General features: G+C 72.7%; 10 protein-coding genes. 6 read left to right on the top strand and 4 right to left on the bottom strand.

Annotation, left to right across the window (positions count from 1 at the left end; genetic code table 11):
• The first annotated feature begins 25 nt into the window (after window positions 1-25).
• From BMZ18_RS02930 to BMZ18_RS02920, 3 genes are read left to right on the top strand one after another with little or no spacing between them, the layout of a single operon-like run.
• The gene (locus BMZ18_RS02930) at window positions 26-10588 is read left to right on the top strand and encodes a non-ribosomal peptide synthetase (protein WP_074921759.1); all 10563 of its coding nucleotides are present in this window, start codon (window positions 26-28) and stop codon (window positions 10586-10588) included.
• Complete coding sequence (locus BMZ18_RS02925) at window positions 10585-11607, top strand: ATP-binding cassette domain-containing protein (protein ID WP_068102096.1); 1023 nt, start codon at window positions 10585-10587, stop codon at window positions 11605-11607. Before BMZ18_RS02930 ends, BMZ18_RS02925 begins: the two co-directional genes overlap by 4 nt.
• Window positions 11604-12509, top strand: coding sequence for an ABC transporter permease (locus tag BMZ18_RS02920; protein WP_244516394.1), 906 nt, complete (start codon window positions 11604-11606; stop codon window positions 12507-12509). The genes BMZ18_RS02925 and BMZ18_RS02920 overlap by 4 nt, the downstream gene beginning before the upstream one ends.
• A gap of 22 nt (window positions 12510-12531) precedes the next feature.
• On the opposite strand, the gene BMZ18_RS02915 is transcribed toward BMZ18_RS02920, so the two are convergent.
• The gene (locus BMZ18_RS02915) at window positions 12532-12804 is read right to left on the bottom strand and encodes a DUF3017 domain-containing protein (RefSeq protein WP_068102098.1); all 273 of its coding nucleotides are present in this window, start codon (window positions 12802-12804) and stop codon (window positions 12532-12534) included.
• Window positions 12801-13670, bottom strand: coding sequence for a bifunctional methylenetetrahydrofolate dehydrogenase/methenyltetrahydrofolate cyclohydrolase (locus BMZ18_RS02910; protein WP_211267488.1), 870 nt, complete (start codon window positions 13668-13670; stop codon window positions 12801-12803). Before BMZ18_RS02910 ends, BMZ18_RS02915 begins: the two co-directional genes overlap by 4 nt.
• 54 nt (window positions 13671-13724) lie before the next feature.
• On the opposite strand from BMZ18_RS02910, the gene BMZ18_RS02905 reads away from it, so the two are divergent.
• Window positions 13725-14189, top strand: coding sequence for a tRNA (cytidine(34)-2'-O)-methyltransferase (locus BMZ18_RS02905; RefSeq protein WP_068363721.1), 465 nt, complete (start codon window positions 13725-13727; stop codon window positions 14187-14189).
• Window positions 14190-14199: 10 nt separating this feature from the next.
• Here the strand turns inward: BMZ18_RS02905 and BMZ18_RS02900 are convergent, their stop codons facing one another.
• Window positions 14200-15078, bottom strand: coding sequence for a DUF4349 domain-containing protein (locus BMZ18_RS02900; protein ID WP_082895054.1), 879 nt, complete (start codon window positions 15076-15078; stop codon window positions 14200-14202).
• Window positions 15079-15129: 51 nt separating this feature from the next.
• Window positions 15130-18480 (bottom strand): error-prone DNA polymerase, encoded by a 3351-nt coding sequence (locus BMZ18_RS02895; RefSeq protein ID WP_068363718.1) that lies wholly within the window; start codon window positions 18478-18480, stop codon window positions 15130-15132.
• Window positions 18481-18620: 140 nt separating this feature from the next.
• Between BMZ18_RS02895 and BMZ18_RS02890 the strand changes: the two genes are divergently transcribed.
• Entirely contained in the window at window positions 18621-19562 is a 942-nt protein-coding gene (locus tag BMZ18_RS02890) for a 1-phosphofructokinase family hexose kinase (RefSeq protein ID WP_068363715.1), read from the top strand.
• Window positions 19563-19593: 31 nt separating this feature from the next.
• Complete coding sequence (gene surE, locus BMZ18_RS02885; RefSeq protein ID WP_068363749.1) at window positions 19594-20403, top strand: 5'/3'-nucleotidase SurE; 810 nt, start codon at window positions 19594-19596, stop codon at window positions 20401-20403.
• Window positions 20404-20460: the final 57 nt, after the last annotated feature.

The raw sequence follows: 20460 nt of genomic DNA, 5'->3' as shown, positions 1-20460 counted from the left end.
GATCGCGAGTGCCGGGGGGAAGTCGATGACGGAGGGTGGGCCGGGAGTCGACCGCGCGCCGAGCGAGTGGCCCGACGAGCCCGGTGCGGAGTTCGAGGAGACCTTCGACCTCACGACGGCCCAGCGCGACATGTGGTTGCTGCAGGAACTCAACCCCGACGTCACTTTCGCCGTCGCGCACTACATGGAGATCCGCGGCGCCGTCGACATCGAACTGCTCGAGCGGGCCATGCGCATCGCCACCGTCGACACGGGGTCGATGCTCACCACACTCGTCACCGACGACGACGCACCCGGCGACGACGGCACGAGTCCGTCCGCGCCCACGGTGCGTCAGCGCCTCGATCGCGCGGTTATGGACATGGACCTCGACCACATCGACGTCCGCGACGAGCCCGACCCCGCCGAGGCGGCGGCGGACCTGATGACCGAGTTCACCCGGCCCGTGGACATGTACACCGAATCGCTGGGCTACACGGCGATCATCACTCTCGGCCCGGACCATCACTACTGGTACGCCCGTGGTCATCACGTCGCCATCGACGGGTACGGCGCCACCGTGGCCGCCGCGCGCACGGCCGAGGTCTACAACGCCCTGCTCGAGGGCCGCACTCCGCCGCCGTCCCGCGCCCGCCATCCCCGCGCGTTCGTCGAGGCCGAGCGGGCCTACCGGTCCTCGCCGCGGTACACCAAGGACCGGGCGTACTGGGCCGGTGTCGGACCCACCCTGGGCGACCCGGTGTCCCTCGCGGGGCGCACCGCGCCGCCGTCGGCGTACAACCACCGGTGCGACACACTTCTGGGCACGGCGGCCGATCGCGCGGTCCGCGACGCCGTGGGTCGTTTCTCCACCACGCTCGGCGTGGTCGTGACGGCGGCGTTCGCCGCGTTCCTGTCGCGCGCGACGGACTCCGCGGACGTCGTGGTCACCCTGCCGATGGCGGCGCGGGTGACGTCGTGGATGCGCGAGTCGGCATGCATGACCGCCAACGCGGTGCCCGTCGGGGTGACGTGCGGCGGCGGTCGCACCGTGGGCGAGGTGATCACCGAGACGGGACACCGGGTCAGCGGCGCCCTGCGACACCAGTTGCTCCCCGCCTCGGAGATCGCCGAACTGCTCGGCCTCACCGGAGTGACTCTCGGACCCACCATCAACCTCATGCTGTTCGGCGAGCGCATCGTCCTCGGGGACGTGCCGGCCGATCTCGATCTGCTCACGTCCGGGCCGACGGCCGACATCGCGGTCACCGTCCACGAGAACCGCGCCACCGGACGGCTCCGCGTCGACCTCGAGGCGAACCCGGCGCTGTACACGGCGGACGACCTGGTGCTGCACAGCGAGCGGTTCGCGCGATTCCTGGTGGACTTCTGCACGAGCGACGCCGGGACCGAGGTGCGCTCCCTGCCCATGCTCGGCGACGGAGAGCCCGTCGCCCTCGCGTGGACGGCGCCGCGGGCGGTACCGCCCGCGTTCGCCACGTTCGCCGATCTGCTCTCCCGCGCCGACACGGTGGACGCGCGTGGTCTCGCCATCGTCGACGGCCGGGTCTCGCTGACCCGCCACGAGCTGCGCCGACGATCGGATGCGCTGGCCCGCACACTGCTCGATCTGGGCGTCGGTCCCGACGTCCCGGTGGTGTCGGTCCTGCCGCGGTCGCACCTGTCCGTGACCGCGGTGCACGCCGTCGCCCGGTCCGGCGGGGTCCACGTTCCGGTCGATCCCGCGCTGCCCGCCGAGCGCATCGCCACCATCGTCGCCGACTGCGGCGCCGCGGTGGGCATCACCTCGCCCGACCTCGTGGACGAGCTGCCTTCCGGAGTGCAATGGGTGACCGTTCCCGCGGGCCCGACCCCGGCCGGGCCCGCACCGGACCTGTCGGACGCCACGCGGCCGGGCCCGGACCATCTGGCCTACGTCGTCTACACCTCCGGAAGTACCGGCACCCCCAAGGGTGTCGGCGTGACGCATCGCGGGCTCGCCGCCATGGCGACCGCGGCGATCGCCGCGCACGGTCTGCGACCCGGTCGACGGGTCATGCACTTCGTCTCCCCCGGCTTCGACGCGTCCGTGCTCGAGCTGGTCCTCGCCTTCGGCTCCGGCGGCACCCTCGTGGTGGTGCCCCCGGGTGTCCACGGCGGCACGGAACTGGCCGACGTCCTGCGGTCCGGCCACGTCGACGCCGGTTTCGTCACGCCGTCGGCCCTGGCCACCGTGCCGATGACCGATCAGCGAGTGCTGACGGCCGTCGGGGTCGGCGGCGACGCCGTACCGGGCAGCCTGGTGGACGAGTGGAGTCCCGGTCGCCGCATGGTCAACGTCTACGGGCCGACGGAGACCACGGTCGCCGTCACGTTCGGTGAGTTGCAGGCCGGCCGGGAGGTCGAGCTGGGCGCGCCGTTCCCCGGAGTCCGGGCGGTGGTCCTCGACGCCGCGCTCCGTCCCGTCGCGCCCGGATGCGTGGGCGAGCTCTACATCGGCGGCGGCGGGGTGGCCCGCGGCTACCTGGGGCGGTCGGCGCTGACGTCCGAGCGGTTCGTGGCCGACCCGTATCTGCCCGGTGCCCGTCTCTACCGCACCGGTGATCTGGTGCGGCGCACCGCACGCGACACCCTGGTCCACCTCGGCCGTCGGGACCACCAGGTCAAGGTGCGCGGTTTCCGCATCGAACTCGGTGAGATCGAAGAGGCGCTGCGCACCGCGCCGCACGTCGGGGATTCCGCGGCGATCGTTCACGGCGTCGGAACGCGCCGCACGCTCGAGGCCTACGTCAGCCCGGCGGGTGACGAGCGCCCCGATCCCGACGACGTCCTCGACGCCGTGGCCCGGATCCTGCCGCCCTACATGCTGCCCAACCGGGTGACGGTGCTGGACCACATGCCGCTGGGCGTGAACGGCAAGATCGACCGCAAGCGACTTCCGGCGCCCCGCGCCCGCGACACGGCGGCGACGAGGCCGCCCGAGACGGAGCGGGAGATCCTGGTCGCGGAGGTCGTGGGCGAGATCCTGGACCTCGACGACGTGGCCGCCACCGACCACTTCTTCGAACTGGGCGGGAACTCGCTGCTGGCGACGCGGCTCGCGGCGCAACTGACGGAGCGGGCCGGCCGCACCGTCGGCGTCCGCGACGTCTTCACCCTCGCCACGGTCGAACGCCTCGCGCGTCGGCTCGACGACGAGCCCGTCGCGGACGACCGGCGACCGGGCCCGCGCCGCGGCGACCGGGAGGACCCGACACCGGCGTCGGCCGCGCAGCGTGGTCTGTGGTGGATCGAGCAGTTCCACCCGTCGTCGACGTACCACGTTCCGCTGGCCCTGCAGATCACCGGACCGTTCGATGCCGACGCGGCGCGGGCGGCGCTGCGGGACGTGGTGTCGCGGCACGAATCGCTGCGCACCGTGTTCCGCGCTCCCGCCGACGGCGAGACCGGGCCGATGCAGGTCGTGCGAGACGCCGCCGAGGTCACCGACCTGCTCGACGTCGACGGTGTCGAGGTCGAGCGCGCCGCGGACGTGACCGCGGCCCTGGGTCCCGCCACGGCCACGCCCTTCGACCTCGCGACGGACCTGCCGTTGCGCGCACGGATCGTGCGCGTCCGGTCGGAGCCCGACCGACACGTCCTCGCCGTGGTGCTACACCACATCTGCGTCGACGGATGGTCGCTCGGCGTGCTCGCCGCCGACCTGGCGACGGCGTACCTCGCGCGCGTCGTGGGCACCGCTCCCGCGTGGCCGGCCCCGGCCGTGCAGTACGCCGACGCCTCGGCGTGGCAGCGACGGGAACTCGGGTCGATCGACGATCCCACCTCCCGCATCTCGATGCTGCTCACGTGGTGGACCCGCACGGTGGCCGATCTGCCGACGCCGTCCGGGCTCGGCGCCGACCGGCCCCGTCCCCTCGTGCCGACCGGCCGCGGCAGCGTGGTGACGGCCCCGATCGGGGACCGGCGTCTCGCGGCCCTCGACGCCCTCACCTCCCGCACCGGCACCTCGCGATTCATGGTCGTGCACGCCGCGCTGGTTCTCGTTCTGCGCGGGCTCGGCGCCGGAGACGACGTCGCCGTGGGCACCGCCGTGGCCGGACGCGGACACGCGGATCTCGACGGCGTCCTGGGCATGTTCGTCAACTCGGTGGTGCTGCGCACCGCCACCTCCGGCGACCGCACCCTGGGTGAGCATCTCGCCGCCGTTCGCGCCACCGACCTCGACGCTCTCACCCGAGCGGACCTGCCGTTCGAGACGCTCGTCGACGCCGTCGACCCCCCGCGGTCGGCGGGCCGACACCCGCTCTTCGACGTCATGATCACCACGCGCACCACCCCCGACCTGCGCACGGCCGTCGGCGACGTCGTTCTCGAGCCGTTTCCTCTGGACGCCGGCCGCGCCAAGTACGACCTCGAGCTGGTGATCGACGAGTCCCCCGGCGCGCCCCTGCGTCTGGACCTCACCTACGCCGTCGACCTCTACGACCGCGGCACGGCGACAGCGCTGCTCGAGCGGGTCGTCGCCGTCGTCGACGCGATGGCCGCCGACCTGACGGTTCCGGTCGGCCGCGTGCCGCTCCTGCTGCCGCACGAGATCGCGGCGACGGTGCCGATGCGGTCCCCGGAGCGCGAACCACGACCCGTCGGGGTCGAGTGGACGCTGGATGCGCTGGTACGTCGGCACGCGGCGCTGACCCCGGACGCGATCGCCGTGATCGACGGTGCGCGCCGCACCACCTACGCCGAACTGGACGCGATGGTGCAGCGCGGCGCGGCTCGTCTGCTGGACAACGGTGTCTCCGCGGACAGCCGGGTCATCGGCCTGGTCCGGCGATCCACCGAGTCGGTCGCCGCCGTGCTCGCGGTCGCCCGCGCCGGCGGCGGCATCGTCCCCGTCGACCCCGACTACCCCGCGGACCGCCGAGCCTTCATGGTGCGCGACAGCAAGACTCTGCACGCGGTCTGCTCGGATCCGGCCGACGTTCCGAGCGACGGGTTCCTCTGGACCACCACCGAGGGGCTCTTGTCCGCCGAGGCCGTCCCGGCCGCGCGGGGTGCCGTGTCGGTGCCCCTGGACTGCACTGCCTACGTCACCTACACCTCCGGCACCACCGGCCGGCCCAAGGGCGTCCAGGTCACCCGACGCGCCTTCGCCAACATCACGCGGGAACTGGTGCGCGCCTACCGAGCCGACGCCACCGCCCGCGTCCTCGCGTTCGCCTCCCCCAGCTTCGACGCGTCGATGCTGGAACTGGGCCTCGCCTTCGGGGCCGGCGCCGCCCTGGTGATCGTCCCCGCCGGGGTCGTCGGCGGCGACGAGTTGACCTCGATCCTCGACGAGCACGCCGTCACGCACGCCTTCCTCACCCCGTCCGTGCTGTCGACGCTGTCCGCCGGCGACGGTCCGGTGCGCCGGCCCACCGTGCTGGGCATCGGCGGCGAGGGCTTCGGTGCCGACCTGCTCGCGGAGTGGGGACCCGGACGCCGGATCGTCGACATCTACGGCCCCACCGAGAGCACCATCTGCTCGCACGCGCCGCATCTCGCGGGCACGGAGGTCTCCATCGGCCTGCCCGTCTCCGGCGTGCGAGCGACCGTGCTGGGGCGCGACCTTGCACCCGTGCCGCCGGGAACCGAGGGCGAGCTGCACCTGTCCGGGGTGCAATTGGCCCGCGGCTACCTCGACCGTCCCGCTCTCACCGCCGCGCGGTTCGTCGCCGACCCCTACGGCCCGCCCGGCTCGCGGATGTACCGCACCGGCGACCTCGCCGTGTGGCGACCGACCCGGGACGGCCGACCCGACGTCCGCATCACCGGTCGCAGCGACTTCCAGGTCAAGATCCGCGGCCAGCGCATCGAACCGGGTGAGATCGACGCCGTCCTCACCGACGCGCCCGGCGTGGCCGGTGCCGTCACCGTCACCGCGCCGGGACCCGCCGGCGAGACCGTGCTCGTGTCCTTCGTCCACCCGGCGCCCGGTGGATCCGCCGCCGACATCGACGTCGCGCAGGTGATCGCCGTCGCCCGTCGCGGCCTGCCGCGACACATGGTGCCCACCGCGGTGGTTCCCGTGGATGCGCTGCCGCTGACTCCCGTGGGCAAGGTGGATCGGGCCGCCCTCCCGATGCCGGAGACCCTCGACACGCCCGCCCCCCACCGCGCACCCGGGACCGCGGACGAGAAGGTCGTCGCCGAGGTGCTCGCCACCGTGCTCGGCCGAGACCGGATCGGGGTGGACGACGACTTCTTCGCCCTCGGCGGGACGTCGCTCTCCGCGACCGTGTTCACCGCCGCACTCACCGAACGCACGGGTGTCCGGGTTCCGGTGCGCGCCGTGTTCGAGCACCCCACCGTGGCGAGTCTCGCCGCGCGGGGCGACCTCGTCGGGATCGGCAGCGCGATCGCGCCCCGACCGGTGCTGGATCCGCCCGACCGACCGGCGTCGGTGCCGCTGTCGTCGTCGCAGCTGGCGATGTGGTTCGCGAACCGCACCCCGGCCGCGTCCGCCTACGTGATCGTCTCCGGGTTGGCCGTGACCGGTCCGCTCGACGACCGCGCCGTCATCGCGTCGCTGAACGACGTCGTCGCCCGTCACGAGTCGCTGCGCACGGTCTACCCCACGGTGAACGGTGTACCGACCCACCGGGTGCTGGGGTCGGTCGAGGTCCCCGTCCGGGTGATCGACGCGTCCGACGTGGAGGTCGGGTCCGGTCCGCCCACCGACCGTCCCGAGGTGCATTCCGCGCTCACCGACCTCGGCGAGCGTCCCCTCGATCTCGCGGAGGGCCCCGTCGTCCGCGCGTGCATCGTCCACCTGGCGGCCGACCGTCACGTGGTGGGCGTCGCGGTGCACCACATCGCCGCGGACGGCGAATCGGTCGCGCCCCTCACGGGCGATCTGATGCAGGCCTACGCGGCCGGCATGTCCGGCGCTGCGCCGCAGTGGTCGCGGCCCCCCGTCCAGTACATCGACCACCTCCTCGCCCGACGCGCCGCCCTCGACCCCACTCGAGCCGCCGCCTCGCTCGACTGGTGGCGGACGCGCCTGGCGGGCATCGCCCCGGAGCACCCGGTCCGGCCGGACCTCCCCCGACCCGACCGGACGTCGGGGCGCGCGGAGTCGGTGAGCGTCGAGGTGTCGGCGTCGACCCGTCGTGCGGTACAGGCGCTCGCCGCGCAGCACCGCGCCACGGAGTTCATGATGATCCACGCCGCGCTCGCCGCGGTCGTCGCGGCGGAGAGCCGCGCCGGCACCGACACCGACACCGTCGACGTGGTGATCGGCACCCCGCACGCCGGTCGGCACGCCGCCGGTCTGGAGACGATGGTCGGCATGGCCGTCGAGACGGTCGTCCTGCGCACCGACGTCGACCGGACGTCGTCGTTCGCCGAGACGGTGGACGCAGTCCGCGACGCCGACCTCGGCGCGCTCGATCACGCCGAGACGTCGTTCGACGACGTGGTCGCCGCGCTCGATCCCCCACGTCATCCCGCGCGTCACCCCGTCGTGCAGATCATGCTGTCGGTACGGCCCGAGCCTCCCGTTCACGTCGAACTCGGGGAGCAGACCGTCGCGGCCCTCCCGATCGCGCCACGATTCTCCGCCTTCGACCTGGTCGTCACGGTGACCGCACGCCGCGACGGCGGCGCCGACATCGAGGTGACGTTCTCGCGCGAGCTCTTCCTGCCGGCCACGGCGGGTCGCCTGGCCGCCGCGGTGCGCGACGTCCTGGCCCGGGGCACGACCGCACCGGAGACCGCGGTGGGCGAGCTCGCGGCCGCGCCCGTCGAGCGCGGCTCCACCCTGGCGGATCTCCTGGTCGCCGCCGCCTCGGACCGGCCGCACCGGCCGGCGGTCTCCGCGTCGGACGGCCGCCGGACCTACGCCGAGCTGCTCGCGTCCGCCGATGCGCTCGCGGCCCGATTGCGGGCGGCCGGCGCCGGCCCCGGCGAGGTGGTGGCCGTCGCGATGGGCCGGTCCGCCGCGTCCGTCACCGCGTTCTGGGGTGTGGCGCTCTCCGGCGCAGCCGTGCTCCCCGTCGACCCCACCTACCCGCGCGAGCGCCTGCAGTACGTCCTCGGCGACGCCTCGCCCGTCCTCGGTCTGACCCGAGCGGTCGACGCGGTGTCGTTGCCCGACTCCGTGACGTGGTGGTCGCTGGACTCCGCCGGCGTACCCGTGGAGGAAGACGGGTCGGTCGCCGATACGGTGCCGGCACGGCCCGCTCGCGCGGACGACGTCGCGTACCTGATCTACACGTCGGGCACCACCGGTCGCCCCAAGCCGGTCGCGGTGCCGCATCGAGGCCTGGATCGCTTCGCGGCCACCCTTCGGTCCACGTTCGACACCGACCACCGCTCCCGCGTTCTGCACGTCGCGTCCCCCGGCTTCGACGCCGCGGTGCTCGAACTGCTGCTCGCGGTGGGCAGCGGCGCCGCGACGGTGGTCGCTCCGCCCTACGCGTTCGCCGGGTCGGCGCTGGCCGCCGTGATCGAGCGGGAACGGGTGGACACGGTCTTCCTGACGCCCGCCGCCCTGTCCCTGCTCGAGCCCGCCTCGGTGCCCACCGTGCGCACCGTGGGCACCGGCGGCGAGGCCCTGCCCGCCGCCGTGGCCGAGACGTGGGCCGTGAGGCACCGCCTGGTGAACGCCTACGGACCGAGCGAGACCACGGTCGCCGCGACGATGGGTGTCCAGCAGGCCGGTACCGCCCCGCACATCGGAACACCGGTGGCGGGCACGCGGACTCGGGTTCTCGGGCCCACCCTGGCCGAGGTGACGGACGGGGAGACCGGTGAGCTGTACGTGGCGGGCGCCGGCCTCGCCCGCGGCTACCCCGGTCGCCCGGCCGCCACCGCCGCGCGGTTCGTCGCCGACCCGGCGGGGCCGCCCGGCAGCCGGATGTACCGCACCGGTGATCTGGTGCGGACCCGGCTCGCCACCGGCCGCGCGCCGCGCGTTCTCGAGATCCTGGGCCGCTCGGACGCCCAGACCAAGATTCGCGGCGTGCGCATCGAACCCGCGGAGGTCGAGGCCGTGCTCACCGGCCATCCCGCCGTCCTCGGTGCCGCGGTGCTGGTGGAGGCCGGTGCCGACGGGTCGCTCCTCGTCGCCCACGTCTGCGCCCCCGGGGCCGACGAGTCTGCGATCCGGGACCACGCGGCCGCCGCGCTGCCCCGCACGCACCTGCCCGGCCGCATCGTCCTGCACGACCGGTTGCCGCTGACCACCCACGGCAAGGTCGACCGCGCCGCCCTGCGCGCGGTGGGTGCGGCGGTGCCGGAGACGTCGGTATCGGACGAGGTCCCGGTGGCCGTCCCCGCGCCGACGCCTGCGCCGGTGTCGGCGCCGGTGTCGGTGTCCGACGACGACGGGCTTGCACTGGAATCGATGCTCCGGGCCGCGTTCGCGGAGGTGCTCGGGGTGGACGACGTCCCCGCGGACGCCGACTTCTTCGCGCTGGGCGGCAATTCGTTGGCCGCGGTCCGGGTGCTCGACCTGGTGCGCGACCGGATCGGCGACCGGGTGAACCCCGAGGCCGTGGACGTCACATGGTTCTTCGATGCCGCGACACCGGCATCGCTGTCCGCTCGACTACAGGAGGCGATCGTGCTCGACGACGGAATCGACACCCGGGAGCGGGAGGCCGTCGCACCGCCGCCGGCTTCGGCGGCCGTCCAGCCGCCGTCGGCACCCGCGGCCGTCCAGCCGCCGTCGGCACCCGCGGCCGTCCAGCCGCCGACGGTGCCGGGTGCCGCCGCCGGTTCCCACCACCGTGCTCCGCGGCGTGCCTCGCGCTCCGCGCCGGCGGGCGCGTCGTGGGACGTGGTGCTGCCCTTGCGGTCCGGGGCCGACGACGTGGCACCGCTCGTCTGCGTGCATCCCGCGGTGGGCCTGTCCTGGAGCTACGCGGGGCTGCTGCCGCATCTCGATCCCTCGGTGCCGGTCATGGGACTGCAGGCGCGCGGCATCGCCACGCCCGCACCGGAACCCGCCTCGCTCGGTGAAATGGCCCGCGACTACGTCAACGTCGTGCGCAGTGAGTTCCCCTCGGGGCCCTATCGATTGCTGGGATGGTCCCTCGGTGGACTCCTCGCTCACGCGATGGCCGTGGAGTTCGAGAAGCTGGACGAGGACGTCGACCTGATCGTGCTCGATGCCTATCCGATCCCGGCCGACATGCCGCGTACCGAGATGACCGTCGCCGCGCTGGTCCGCGACTTCGTGCCGCTCGACGCGGAGGTACCGGACGACCTCGACGTCGAGGGCGCGATCGCGTTGATCCGCGGCGTGGGCGGCCCCACCGCGCACCTGGACGCCGATCGGATGCGTCGTCTGCACGCCCGGTACCGGCTGTTCGTCGACCTCGGACACGCGCACACCCCGGGACGATTCGGCGGTGACCTGCAGGTGTTCTCGGCGGCCGTCTCGTCCTCGGGGGCCGACACCGGGCTCGGTCCGTGGGCGTGGCGCCCGCACGTCGCGGGCTCCATCACCGACACCCCCGTCGACGCGGCCCACAACGCGATGGGATCGGCCGAGGCGTTGGCCGTGGTCGCGCGTCGGCTCGGCGGGTTCCGATCCGCCACCGTCGGCACTCGATGACGGCCGTCGAATCGCGCTGGTCCTCCGACGCGGCGGTCGAGGTGAGGGGTCTGGTCAAGGACTACACCTCGCGGCGCGGCTCCCACCGTGCGCTCGACGGGATCGACCTCACCGCCGCCGCCGGGGAGGTCACCGCGGTGCTCGGTCCCAACGGTGCCGGGAAGACCACCACCGTCCGTATCGTCGGCACGCTGTCCCGGCCCACCGCGGGCACCGTCACCGTCGCGGGAGTGGACGCCGTCCGCGATCCCCGTCGGGTGCGAGGACTGATCGGGCTCTCCGGCCAGTACGCCGCGGTGGACAACAAGCTCACCGGGTACGAGAACCTCCGCATGCTCGCCCGCCTCTACGGGGCGAGCGCTCGCGACGCTCGCGCCCGCGCCCGCCAGCTCCTCGAGAGGTTCCGCCTGGACGACGTCGGGGCACGGCCGGTGTCCACCTATTCGGGCGGCATGCGACGCCGCCTCGACCTCGCCGGAGCCGTGGTCGCGCGCCCGCCGCTGATCATCCTCGACGAGCCGACCACCGGGCTCGATCCGCGGAGCCGTAACGACATGTGGGACATCGTCGCCGAACTGAAGGCCGAGGGCACCGCCATCCTGCTCACCACGCAGTACCTCGAGGAGGCGGACCGGTTGGCGGACGCGATCGTCGTCGTCGATCGCGGCGTCGTCGTCGCCCGCGGCACCCCGACCGAACTGAAGGAGCGGGTACGCCCGCCGACCGTCGACGTCCGCCTGAGCCGGCCGGAGGATCTCCGATTGGCCGCGGACCTGCTGCCCAACATGAATTTCCGCGTCCATCGCAGCACGGTCACGGACGGGTGGTTCACGGTGGACGGTCGGCACGGCAGCGCGGCGCTGGTCGAGGTGCTCGCCCGCCTGCACCGCACCGGAGTGGACGTGCGCGACGCGCGGATGAACGTCCCGGACCTCGACGACGTGTTCTTCGAGTCCACCGGCCGGGCCGCCGAACCGATCGGCGCCGTCGAGGCGGTCGGGTCCGGGAGGCCGACGTGACCGTTCACCGAGCCGAGCCCCGCACACCCGTCCCCACCGGCGCCGAACCCCGGCATGCCCGCCGGGCGGCGTCGGAACCCACCATTCCCTCGATGCGTCCGCAGAACGTCCGCAGTTTTCTCGTGGACTGCCTGACCATGACCCAGCGGAACCTGCTCACCATCCTGCGGGTGCCGCAGTTGCTGCTCGGGGCGACGGTGCAACCGCTGATGTTCGTGCTGTTGTTCTCCTACGTCTTCGGCGGCGCCCTCGGCGGACCGACCTATCGCGAGTTCCTCATGGGCGGCATCTTCACCCAGACGGTGGTGTTCAGCGCAGCCTTCACCGCGATCGGCCTCGCGACGGACAGCAAGGAGGGCATCGTCGACCGCTTCCACTCGCTGCCGATGTCGCGCGTGTCGATCGTGTTGGGTCGCACGCTGTCCGACACGCTCGTCTCGGTGGTCTCGATCGCCGTCATGATCTCGGCCGGATACGCCGTCGGCTGGCGGATACGGTCCTCGGTGGTCGACGCCCTCGGCGCGGTCCTGCTCCTCATGTTCTTCGGCTTCGCGATGTCGTGGCTGGGCGCGGTGGTGGGTCTGGTGGCCGGGACGGCCGAGAGCGCCCAGAGTGCGCTGATGATCGTGCTGTTCCCCATCACGTTCATCTCGTCGGCGTTCATTCCGTCGTCCACGCTGCCGGGACCGCTGCGGGTGTTCGCGCAGTGGAATCCGATCACCTCGGTGGCCAGATCGACGCGAGAGGCCTTCGGGAACCCGGTGTCTCCCTCGCCGGCGGTGCGCGAGCCGATCAACTGGGCGTCGACGCACCCCACGATCTACTCGATCCTGGTGTCGGTGCTGGTGCTGGTGGTTCTCGTGCCGGTGGCGCTGCGGGTGTCGCGATCCTCCGACGGGTGAGCGCCGCCTGACGAGAACGCGCTCAGTCGGTCCCGAGCGGGTCGATGGAGACGGCCAGCCACACCACCGCGCCGCCGACCAGGGCCAGCGAGAAGGTGTCGAACGCGCGCGACCGCACCGCGAGGATGCCCACCCGGTCCTCGGTGAGGAGAAGCCGCAGGCCCGCCGCGACCAGCACGGCGATGCCGAAGACGAAGGCGCCGCGACGCCAGCGGTCCGCGAGCACCAGCACCACCGCCGCGACGATGACGCCGACCACCACGAGGACGGGGATCTGGCGGCGCAACGCGGTCATGATCCGTCGGCGCCCGTACCGGCGGTGCGCTCGGCGCGTTCGACGACGTTGGACAGCAGGAACGCCCGCGTGAGGGGGCCGACCCCGCCGGGGTTGGGCGAAAGGAACCCGGCGACGTCCTCCACGCCCGCGGCGACGTCGCCGCGCAGGCCGTCCTCCGTGCGGGAGACGCCGACGTCGACGACAGCCGCACCTGGCTTGACCATGTCCGGCGTGACGAGCCCGACCACGCCGGCGCCGGCGACGACGATGTCGGCGCGGCGCACCTCGGCAGCCAGGTCGCGAGTTCCGGTGTGGCAGAGCGTCACGGTGGCGTTCTCGGATCGACGCGTGAGGATGAGCCCCAGCGGTCGGCCGACGGTGACGCCGCGGCCCACCACCACCACGTGGGCGCCGGCGAGCGGCACGTCGTAGCGACGAAGCAGGTGCACGATGCCGCGCGGGGTGCAGGGCAGCGTCGACTCCTCGCCGAGCACGAGGCGACCGAGGTTGACCGGGTGCAGTCCGTCGGCGTCCTTGTCGGGATCGACCCGCTCGAGCGCGCGGTTCTCGTCGAGGTGCTTCGGCAGCGGCAGCTGCACGATGTAGCCGGTGCAGGCGGGGTCCGCGTTGAGGTCGTCGATGACGGCGTCCAGCTCGTCCTGCGTGATGTCCGCGGGCAGGTCCCGGCGGATCGACGCGATGCCGACCTTGGCGCAGTCGTTGTGCTTGCCGCGGACGTACGCGGCCGATCCGGGATCGTCGCCCACCAGAACGGTGCCGAGTCCCGGGACGATGCCGCGGTCGCGCAGAGCCGACACGCGGGCGGTGAGGTCGACGAAGATCTCGTCGCGGGTGAGTTTGCCGTCCAGTCGCGTCGCGGTCACGGCGTTCAGTTTCCCACGCGTCGTCGGGCGGACGCGACGTGGCAGGCTGATCCGGTGTTTCGTCTGATGTTCCACGAGCCCCGCATCCCGCAGAACACCGGCAACGCCATCCGCCTGGTGGCCGGCACGGGATGCGAGCTGCATCTGGTCGAACCCCTCGGCTTCGACCTGTCCGAACCGAAGCTCAGGCGTGCGGGGTTGGACTACCACGATCTCGCGTCGGTCACGGTGCATCCCGACCTGGCGTCCGCGTGGGAGTCGTTGGCGCCGGACCGCGTCTTCGCGCTCACGGCGCACGCGACGACGTCCTACGCATCGGTCCAGTACCGGGCGGGCGACGTCTTCCTGCTGGGCCCCGAACCCACGGGGCTCGCCCCCGAGGTGCTCGCCGATCCGCACGTGACGGACCGGCTCCGCATCCCCATGCTGGCGGGACGCCGATCGATGAACATCACCAATGCCGCGTCGGTGGTGGTCTACGAGGCGTGGCGCCAGCTCGGGTTCGAGGGCAGCGTCTGAGCGAGCCGGCTCAGGAGCGGCGGGCGCGGCGGCGGCGACGCAGCCGGAGCACTCCGATCACGAGCCCGACGACTACCGCGACGAGCACCACCCACGGCACCGCGGCGACGAGGAACAACCCCACCGCGGTGAGAGACCGTAGAAGAGCGTCCCAGCCGTCGGCGAAGGCGCCGCCGATGCCACCGCGGCTCGCGGTGTCGGTCTCGGTGATCTGCACCGACACGGCGGCGAGGTCGATCCGCTCCCGCAGGGACTGCTGCTGACCGCGCAGACTGTCCAACTCGCCCTGTCGGTCCGCGAGGGCCGTCTCGGCGGCGAGCAGGTCGGCGGTCGACGACGCGGTCGCGAGGAGGTCGCGCAGTCGGGTCACGGTGGCGTCGAGAGCGGCGATGCGGGCGTCGACGTCGATCACCTGGTCGGTGACGTCCGTCCGGTCCACGCCGACGGCGGTGACGCGGCCGATCGTGCCGAACTCGTCGAGAGCGGCGTCCACCTCGGCGGCCGGGACTCGGAGCGTCAGGGATGCGGAGGCGGGTCCGTCGTCCACCGACGGCGAGTCGGTGCGTGAGTCGACCCGGCCGCCGCGCTGCTCGGCGAGGTCCTGTGCGCGGTCCGCCGCGGCGATCGGATCGTCGGCGACGAGGGAGACGGTGGCGTTCACGACGTCCTCGCGGGTCGAGGGGACCTGCGAGCGCGCGGGGGCGGCCTCCGACAACGCGATGCCGGAGTCGGCGCCCGGGGCGGTGACGGCACTCGCGTCGCGCGATTCTCCGCCCGGCCCGAGTTCCGCGGCCCGCGTGGCACATCCGGCCGCCGTCAGCACACCCGCGATGCACAGGACGGCCAGGAAACTGCGCAGGGTCGCCGGTCTCGGGAGCGCGGTTCTCATGGGCGCATCGTAGGCACGAGATCGGGCTCCGGGGACGGTCCGCGCCCCGGCTCAGCGGAAGTCACGACTGCGCAGCAACACCCGGAGGTCGAGGGGCTCGAGCTTGTCCGCCACCAGGGTGACCACACCCTCGGCGTTCTGCACGATGCCGCGGACGTAGAGCGCCTGCGAGAGCTGCGCGGCCTGTTTGTACTTGTGCCACACCCCCACCGAGCAGACCACGTTGATCATGCCGGTCTCGTCCTCGAGGTTGACGAACGTGACTCCGGCGGCCGTCGCCGGACGTTGCCGGTGCGTGACGGCTCCGGCCACCAGGACCCGGTCCCCGTCCGTCACCGACAGGAGGCGGTTCGCCGGGACCACCTGCAGCTCGTCCAGCCGCTCCCGGAGGAACTGCGTGGGGTAGCTGTCCGGGGAGACGCCGGTGGCCCAGATGTCGGCAGCGGCGAGTTCCCAGGCGCTCATGCCGGGCAGCGACGGCGCTCGGATCGACGCCCCCACGGCGGGCAGGCGATCGGGACGCTCCGCGGCGGCGGCACCCGCGGCCCACAGCGCCTCCCGGCGGGCGATGCCGAAACACGCCAACGCCCCGGCCGTGGCGAGCGATTCCGCCTGGGCCACTGTCAGTTCCACCCGGCCGGTGAGGTCGAGCAGCGTGCGGAACTGCCCCTCGGCCCGAGCCGCGACGATCTTCTCGGCCAGGTCGGTGCCGATGCCTCGCACCTCGGCCAGACCGAGCCGGACGTCGAGGCCCGCGTTCTCGACGGTGGCGTGCGCGAGCGAGGCTCGCACGTCCGGGCCGTGCACCACCACACCGTGCCGGCGTGCGTCGGCCACCAGGGACTGCGGTGAGTAGAAGCCCATCGGCTGCGCCCGCAGCAGTCCCGCGCAGAACGCCGCCGGGTGATGGAGCTTGAACCACGACGAATAGAACACCAGCGACGCGAAGCTCTGCGAATGACTCTCGGGGAACCCGAAGTTGGCGAAGGCGTAGAGCTTGTCGAAGATGCGGTCCGCCTTGGGTCCGGTGATGCCGTGCAGGTCGCGCATGCCGGTGTAGAACCGCTCCCGCATCCGGTCCATCTTCTCCGGGCTGCGCTTGGACCCCATGGCGCGGCGCAGCTGATCGGCCTCGGTGGCGGAGAACCCCGCCACGTCGACGGCCATCTGCATCAACTGTTCCTGGAACAGCGGAACCCCGAGCGTGCGTTCGAGGGCGCGTTCGAGCGACGGGTGGTCGAACGTCACGGGCTCGAGCCCGTTCCGGCGCCGGACGTACGGGTGCACCGAGTGGCCCTGGATGGGACCGGGACGGATCAGCGCGACCTCCACCACCAGGTCGTAGAACTCCCGCGGCTTCAGCCGGGGCAGGGTGGCCATCTGCGCCCGCGATTCCACCTGGAACACCCCCACCGAGTCCGCCCGCTGGAGCATCTCGTACACCGCCGCCTCACCGAGGTCGAGCTCGGCGAGGTCCACGTGAATCCCCTTGTGCTCCTTCACCAGGTCGATCATGTAGTGCAGCGCGGAGAGCATGCCGAGACCGAGCATGTCGAACTTCACCAGGCCGACGGCGGCGCAGTCGTCCTTGTCCCACTGCAGGACCGTCCGACCCGCCATGCGCGCCCACTCGACCGGGCACACGTCGGCGATGGGGCGGTCGCAGATCACCATGCCGCCGGAATGGATGCCGAGATGACGAGGGAAGTTCTCGATTTGCGCCGCCAGCTCGAGGACGGGAACGGGGATGGTCGTCTCCCGCGACTCGGCGTCGAGGTCGGTCGCTCCCACGCCGGACCATCGGGTGATCTGCTTGCTCCACGCATCCTGCTGTCCCTGCGAGGCACCCAGCGCTCGCGCCATGTCCCGCACCGAGGACTTGCCTCGGTAGGTGATGACGTTGGCCACCTGCGCCGCGTAATCCCGGCCGTACTTGGCGTAGACGTGCTGGATGGCCTCCTCGCGGCGATCGGACTCGATGTCGACGTCGATGTCCGGTGGCCCGTCGCGTTCCACGGAGAGGAAGCGCTCGAACAGTAGGCCGTTGCGCACCGGGTCGACGTGCGTGATCCCGATGGCGTAGCAGACGGCGGAGTTGGCGGCCGATCCTCGTCCCTGGCACAGGATGTCGGCCCGCTTGCAGAACGCCACGATGTCGTGGACCACGAGGAAGTAGCCCGGGAAGTTCAGCTGCTCGATCACCGTGAGCTCGTGCTCGATCTGGGCGTAGGCGGCCGGGTCCTCCTCCGGCGTGCCGTAGCGCCGCGCCGCGCCGCGGTAGGTCAGCTCGCGCAGCCACGAGATCTCGGTGTGGCCGTCCGGCACGTCGAACGGCGGCAGCTGCGGCGCGATGAGGTGCAGATCGAACGCGCACTCCTCCCCCAGTGCCGCCGCGCCGGACACGGCCGTCGGATACGGGGCGAACATCCGGTCCATCTCCGCTCCCGACCGCAGGTGCGCGCCCCCGAGTGGCGGCAGCCATCCCGATGCCTCGTCCAGGCTGCGCCGGGCACGCACCGCCGCCATCGCCATGGCCAATCGGCGGCGGTCCGGGCGGGCGAAGTGCGCGGCCGTGGTGGCGACGACGCCCAGCCCGTACCGGGCCGCGAGGCCGGCCAGCGCGTCGTTGCGCTCGTCGTCCTCCGGAACGCCCTGCGTGGTGAGCTCGACACTCACCCGGTCCGAGCCGAACCGGTCGATCAGATCCCGCAGCGCGGCGTCGGCCCCGGCGAGGCCGTCGCGGGCCAGGCCCGCACGGACACTGCCCTTGCGGCATCCCGTGAGGATCTGCCAGTGACCACCGGCGGCCTCGGTGAGCGCGTCGAGGCTGTACTGCGGGCGTCCCTTCTCTCCGCCCGCGAGATGCGCGGCGGCGATCTGCCGGGACAGCCGCCGGTACCCCTCCTGCCCGCGGGCGAGCACCAGCAGGTGGACGCCGTCGGGATCGACGGTGCCCGCTCTCGACTCCGCCGGGCCCGGGACCCCGGACAGCGCGCCGGGCCCCGAGACGGAGTCACCGGCGAGGGACAGCTCGGACCCGAACACCGTCTTCATGCCGAGTTCCTTCGCCGCCTCGGCGAAGCGCACCACTCCGTACATGCCGTCGTGATCGGTCAGAGCGATGGCGTTCAAGCCGAGACGAACGGCCTCCTCGACCATCTCCTCCGGTTGCGAGGCGCCGTCGAGGAAGCTGAAGGACGAGTGCGCGTGCAGTTCCGCGTACGGCACCGCCGCGGCCGGGCGGCGCACCTCGCCCTCGTACGGCGAGCGCTTGCGGGACCACGCGGGGCTGTCCCCGCCGTCGCCCACGAGAGGATCGACCACCCTCGAACGTGGTTGGGGACGGCCGGAGAGCAGCCGTTCCATCTCCGTCCAGGTGGGCGGGCCGTCGTTCCATCCCACGTCTGCCCTCCCGTCTCCCCGCGTATCGCGTCCGGCACCGATTCGAACACGTGTTCGTATCGAGGACACCATTGCAGCACGGCCCACCGACACGTCGCAAACCCTGTTTCGCAACAGGACGAAACGGGCACAGAGACACGATGGCCACCACCCCGAAGACCCCGACGGCAATGGTGTTCGCACCGTCGCCCCTGTTGACGATCACCCTCGACACCGCGCCGGGGGGCAACACCGAACTGCACGTCCACGCCGGCGGTCAGGGCCATTGGATCGCTCGCATGGCCGCCAACCTCGGTCTCGACGTCACCCTCACCGGCGCCTTCGGCGGCGAGAGCGGCGGCGTGCTGCGTGACCTGATCGCGCGGGAGAACATCACGGTCCGCGCCGTCGACCTCGGCACCGAATCCGGCTCCTACGTGCACGATCGCCGCGACGGGGAGCGTACGGAGGTCGCGACCATCGACCCGCCGCCGCTCGCTCGGCACGCGCTCGACGACCTCTTCGGCCTCGCCCTCGAATGCGGCGCCGGTGCCGACATCGCCGTCCTCGGCGGCCCACACACCGACCGGGTCGTCCCGCCCGACTTCTACCGACGCCTCTGCAGCGACCTCCGCTCGCTCGGCACACCGGTGGTCGCCGACCTCTCCGGGGACACCGCCACCGCCGCCCTCGCCGGCGGTCTCACCGTGCTGAAGATGAGCCACGAGGATCTGATCGAGGACGGCCGGGCCGACTCCGAGGACCCCGACGATCTCGTCGCGGCCATGCGGTCCCTGCACGAGGAGGGCGCGGAGACCGTCGTCCTCTCGCGTGCCGCCGAACCGGCCCTCGCCCTCGTCGACGGCACGGTGTTCGAGGTGATCACCCCGCCGCTGGAGCAGACGGACCACCACGGCGCCGGCGATTCCATGAGCGCGGGCATCGCCACCGGCCTGGCGCACGGCGCCTCGATGGAGGAGGCACTGCGGCTCGGCGGCGCCGCCGGAACCGCGAACGTGACGCGGCGCGGACTGGGTACAGGACAGCGTGGACTGGTCGACACGGTCGCGCGATCGGTCGAGGTGCGACCGTTCCGACCGTGAGGAGAACCGACGAGCCGACCGGGAGGTCACCGTGCGTGCCCTGATCACCAACGACGACGGCGTGTCGAGCCGCGGGATCGCCGTCCTGACGCGGGTGGCTCTCGCCGCCGGACTCGACGTCGTCGTCGCCGCACCGCACGAGGAACGCAGCGGCGCGTCCGCCGCCCTGTCCGGCCTCGAGGACGGCGGCCGGCTCCGCAGCACGCGCACCGCCGTCGACGATCTGGACGTCGACGCGTTCGCGGTGCACGCCTCCCCCGCCCTCATCGCCTTCGTCGCCTCGCGCGGCGCGTTCGGTCCGCGGCCCGATGTCGTGCTTTCCGGTATCAATCACGGTCCCAACACCGGGTCGGCGGTCCTGCACTCCGGCACCGTGGGCGCGGCGCTGACCGCCGTCACCCACGGCATCCCCGGTCTCGCGGTCTCGCTGGCCGGGTCGCCGGGCCGTGCGCAGGCCGACCCCCGGGACGACCCTCGGGTCGGCACGGACGCGTCCGGCCGATCCTGGGACACCGCAGCCGACGTCGCCGCCCGCGCTCTGCGCTGGTTCCTCGACCATCTCGACCCGAGCCACGTCGTCAACGTCAACGTGCCCGCGGTATCGCCGGCGGAACTGCTCGGCATGCGCTCCGCCCGGCTCGCGACCTTCGGCGCGGTGCAGGCCGAGATCGGCGATCGCGACGACGAGTTCGTCACCGTGCGGTTCGACGAGATCCACACCGAGAACGACGACGACAGCGACGCGAGTCTCGTCGCGCACGGGTGGGCCACGGTCACCGCACTGCGCCCGCCCACCGCGGTGACCGTCGACACTTCCGAGCTGGTCGACACTCCCGACTGACCGTCCGGTCCGAACACGTCACAGAGTTCCCTCGAGTCCGTTCACTACAGTCACGTC

The sequence above is a fragment of the Rhodococcoides kroppenstedtii genome, assembly GCF_900111805.1.
Taxonomy (GTDB): Bacteria; Actinomycetota; Actinomycetes; order Mycobacteriales; family Mycobacteriaceae; genus Rhodococcoides; species Rhodococcoides kroppenstedtii.
This window is presented reverse-complemented; position numbering and strand designations above follow the sequence as displayed.

Excerpts from the sequence above, each read along its gene's own strand:
- BMZ18_RS02930 (WP_074921759.1), top strand. The coding sequence starts at position 26 with ATGACGGAGGGTGGGCCGGGAGTCGACCGCGCGCCGAGCGAGTGGCCC.
- BMZ18_RS02925 (WP_068102096.1), top strand. The coding sequence starts at position 10,585 with ATGACGGCCGTCGAATCGCGCTGGTCCTCCGACGCGGCGGTCGAGGTG.
- BMZ18_RS02915 (WP_068102098.1), bottom strand. The coding sequence starts at position 12,804 with ATGACCGCGTTGCGCCGCCAGATCCCCGTCCTCGTGGTGGTCGGCGTC.
- BMZ18_RS02900 (WP_082895054.1), bottom strand. The coding sequence starts at position 15,078 with ATGAGAACCGCGCTCCCGAGACCGGCGACCCTGCGCAGTTTCCTGGCC.
- BMZ18_RS02890 (WP_068363715.1), top strand. The coding sequence starts at position 18,621 with ATGGCCACCACCCCGAAGACCCCGACGGCAATGGTGTTCGCACCGTCG.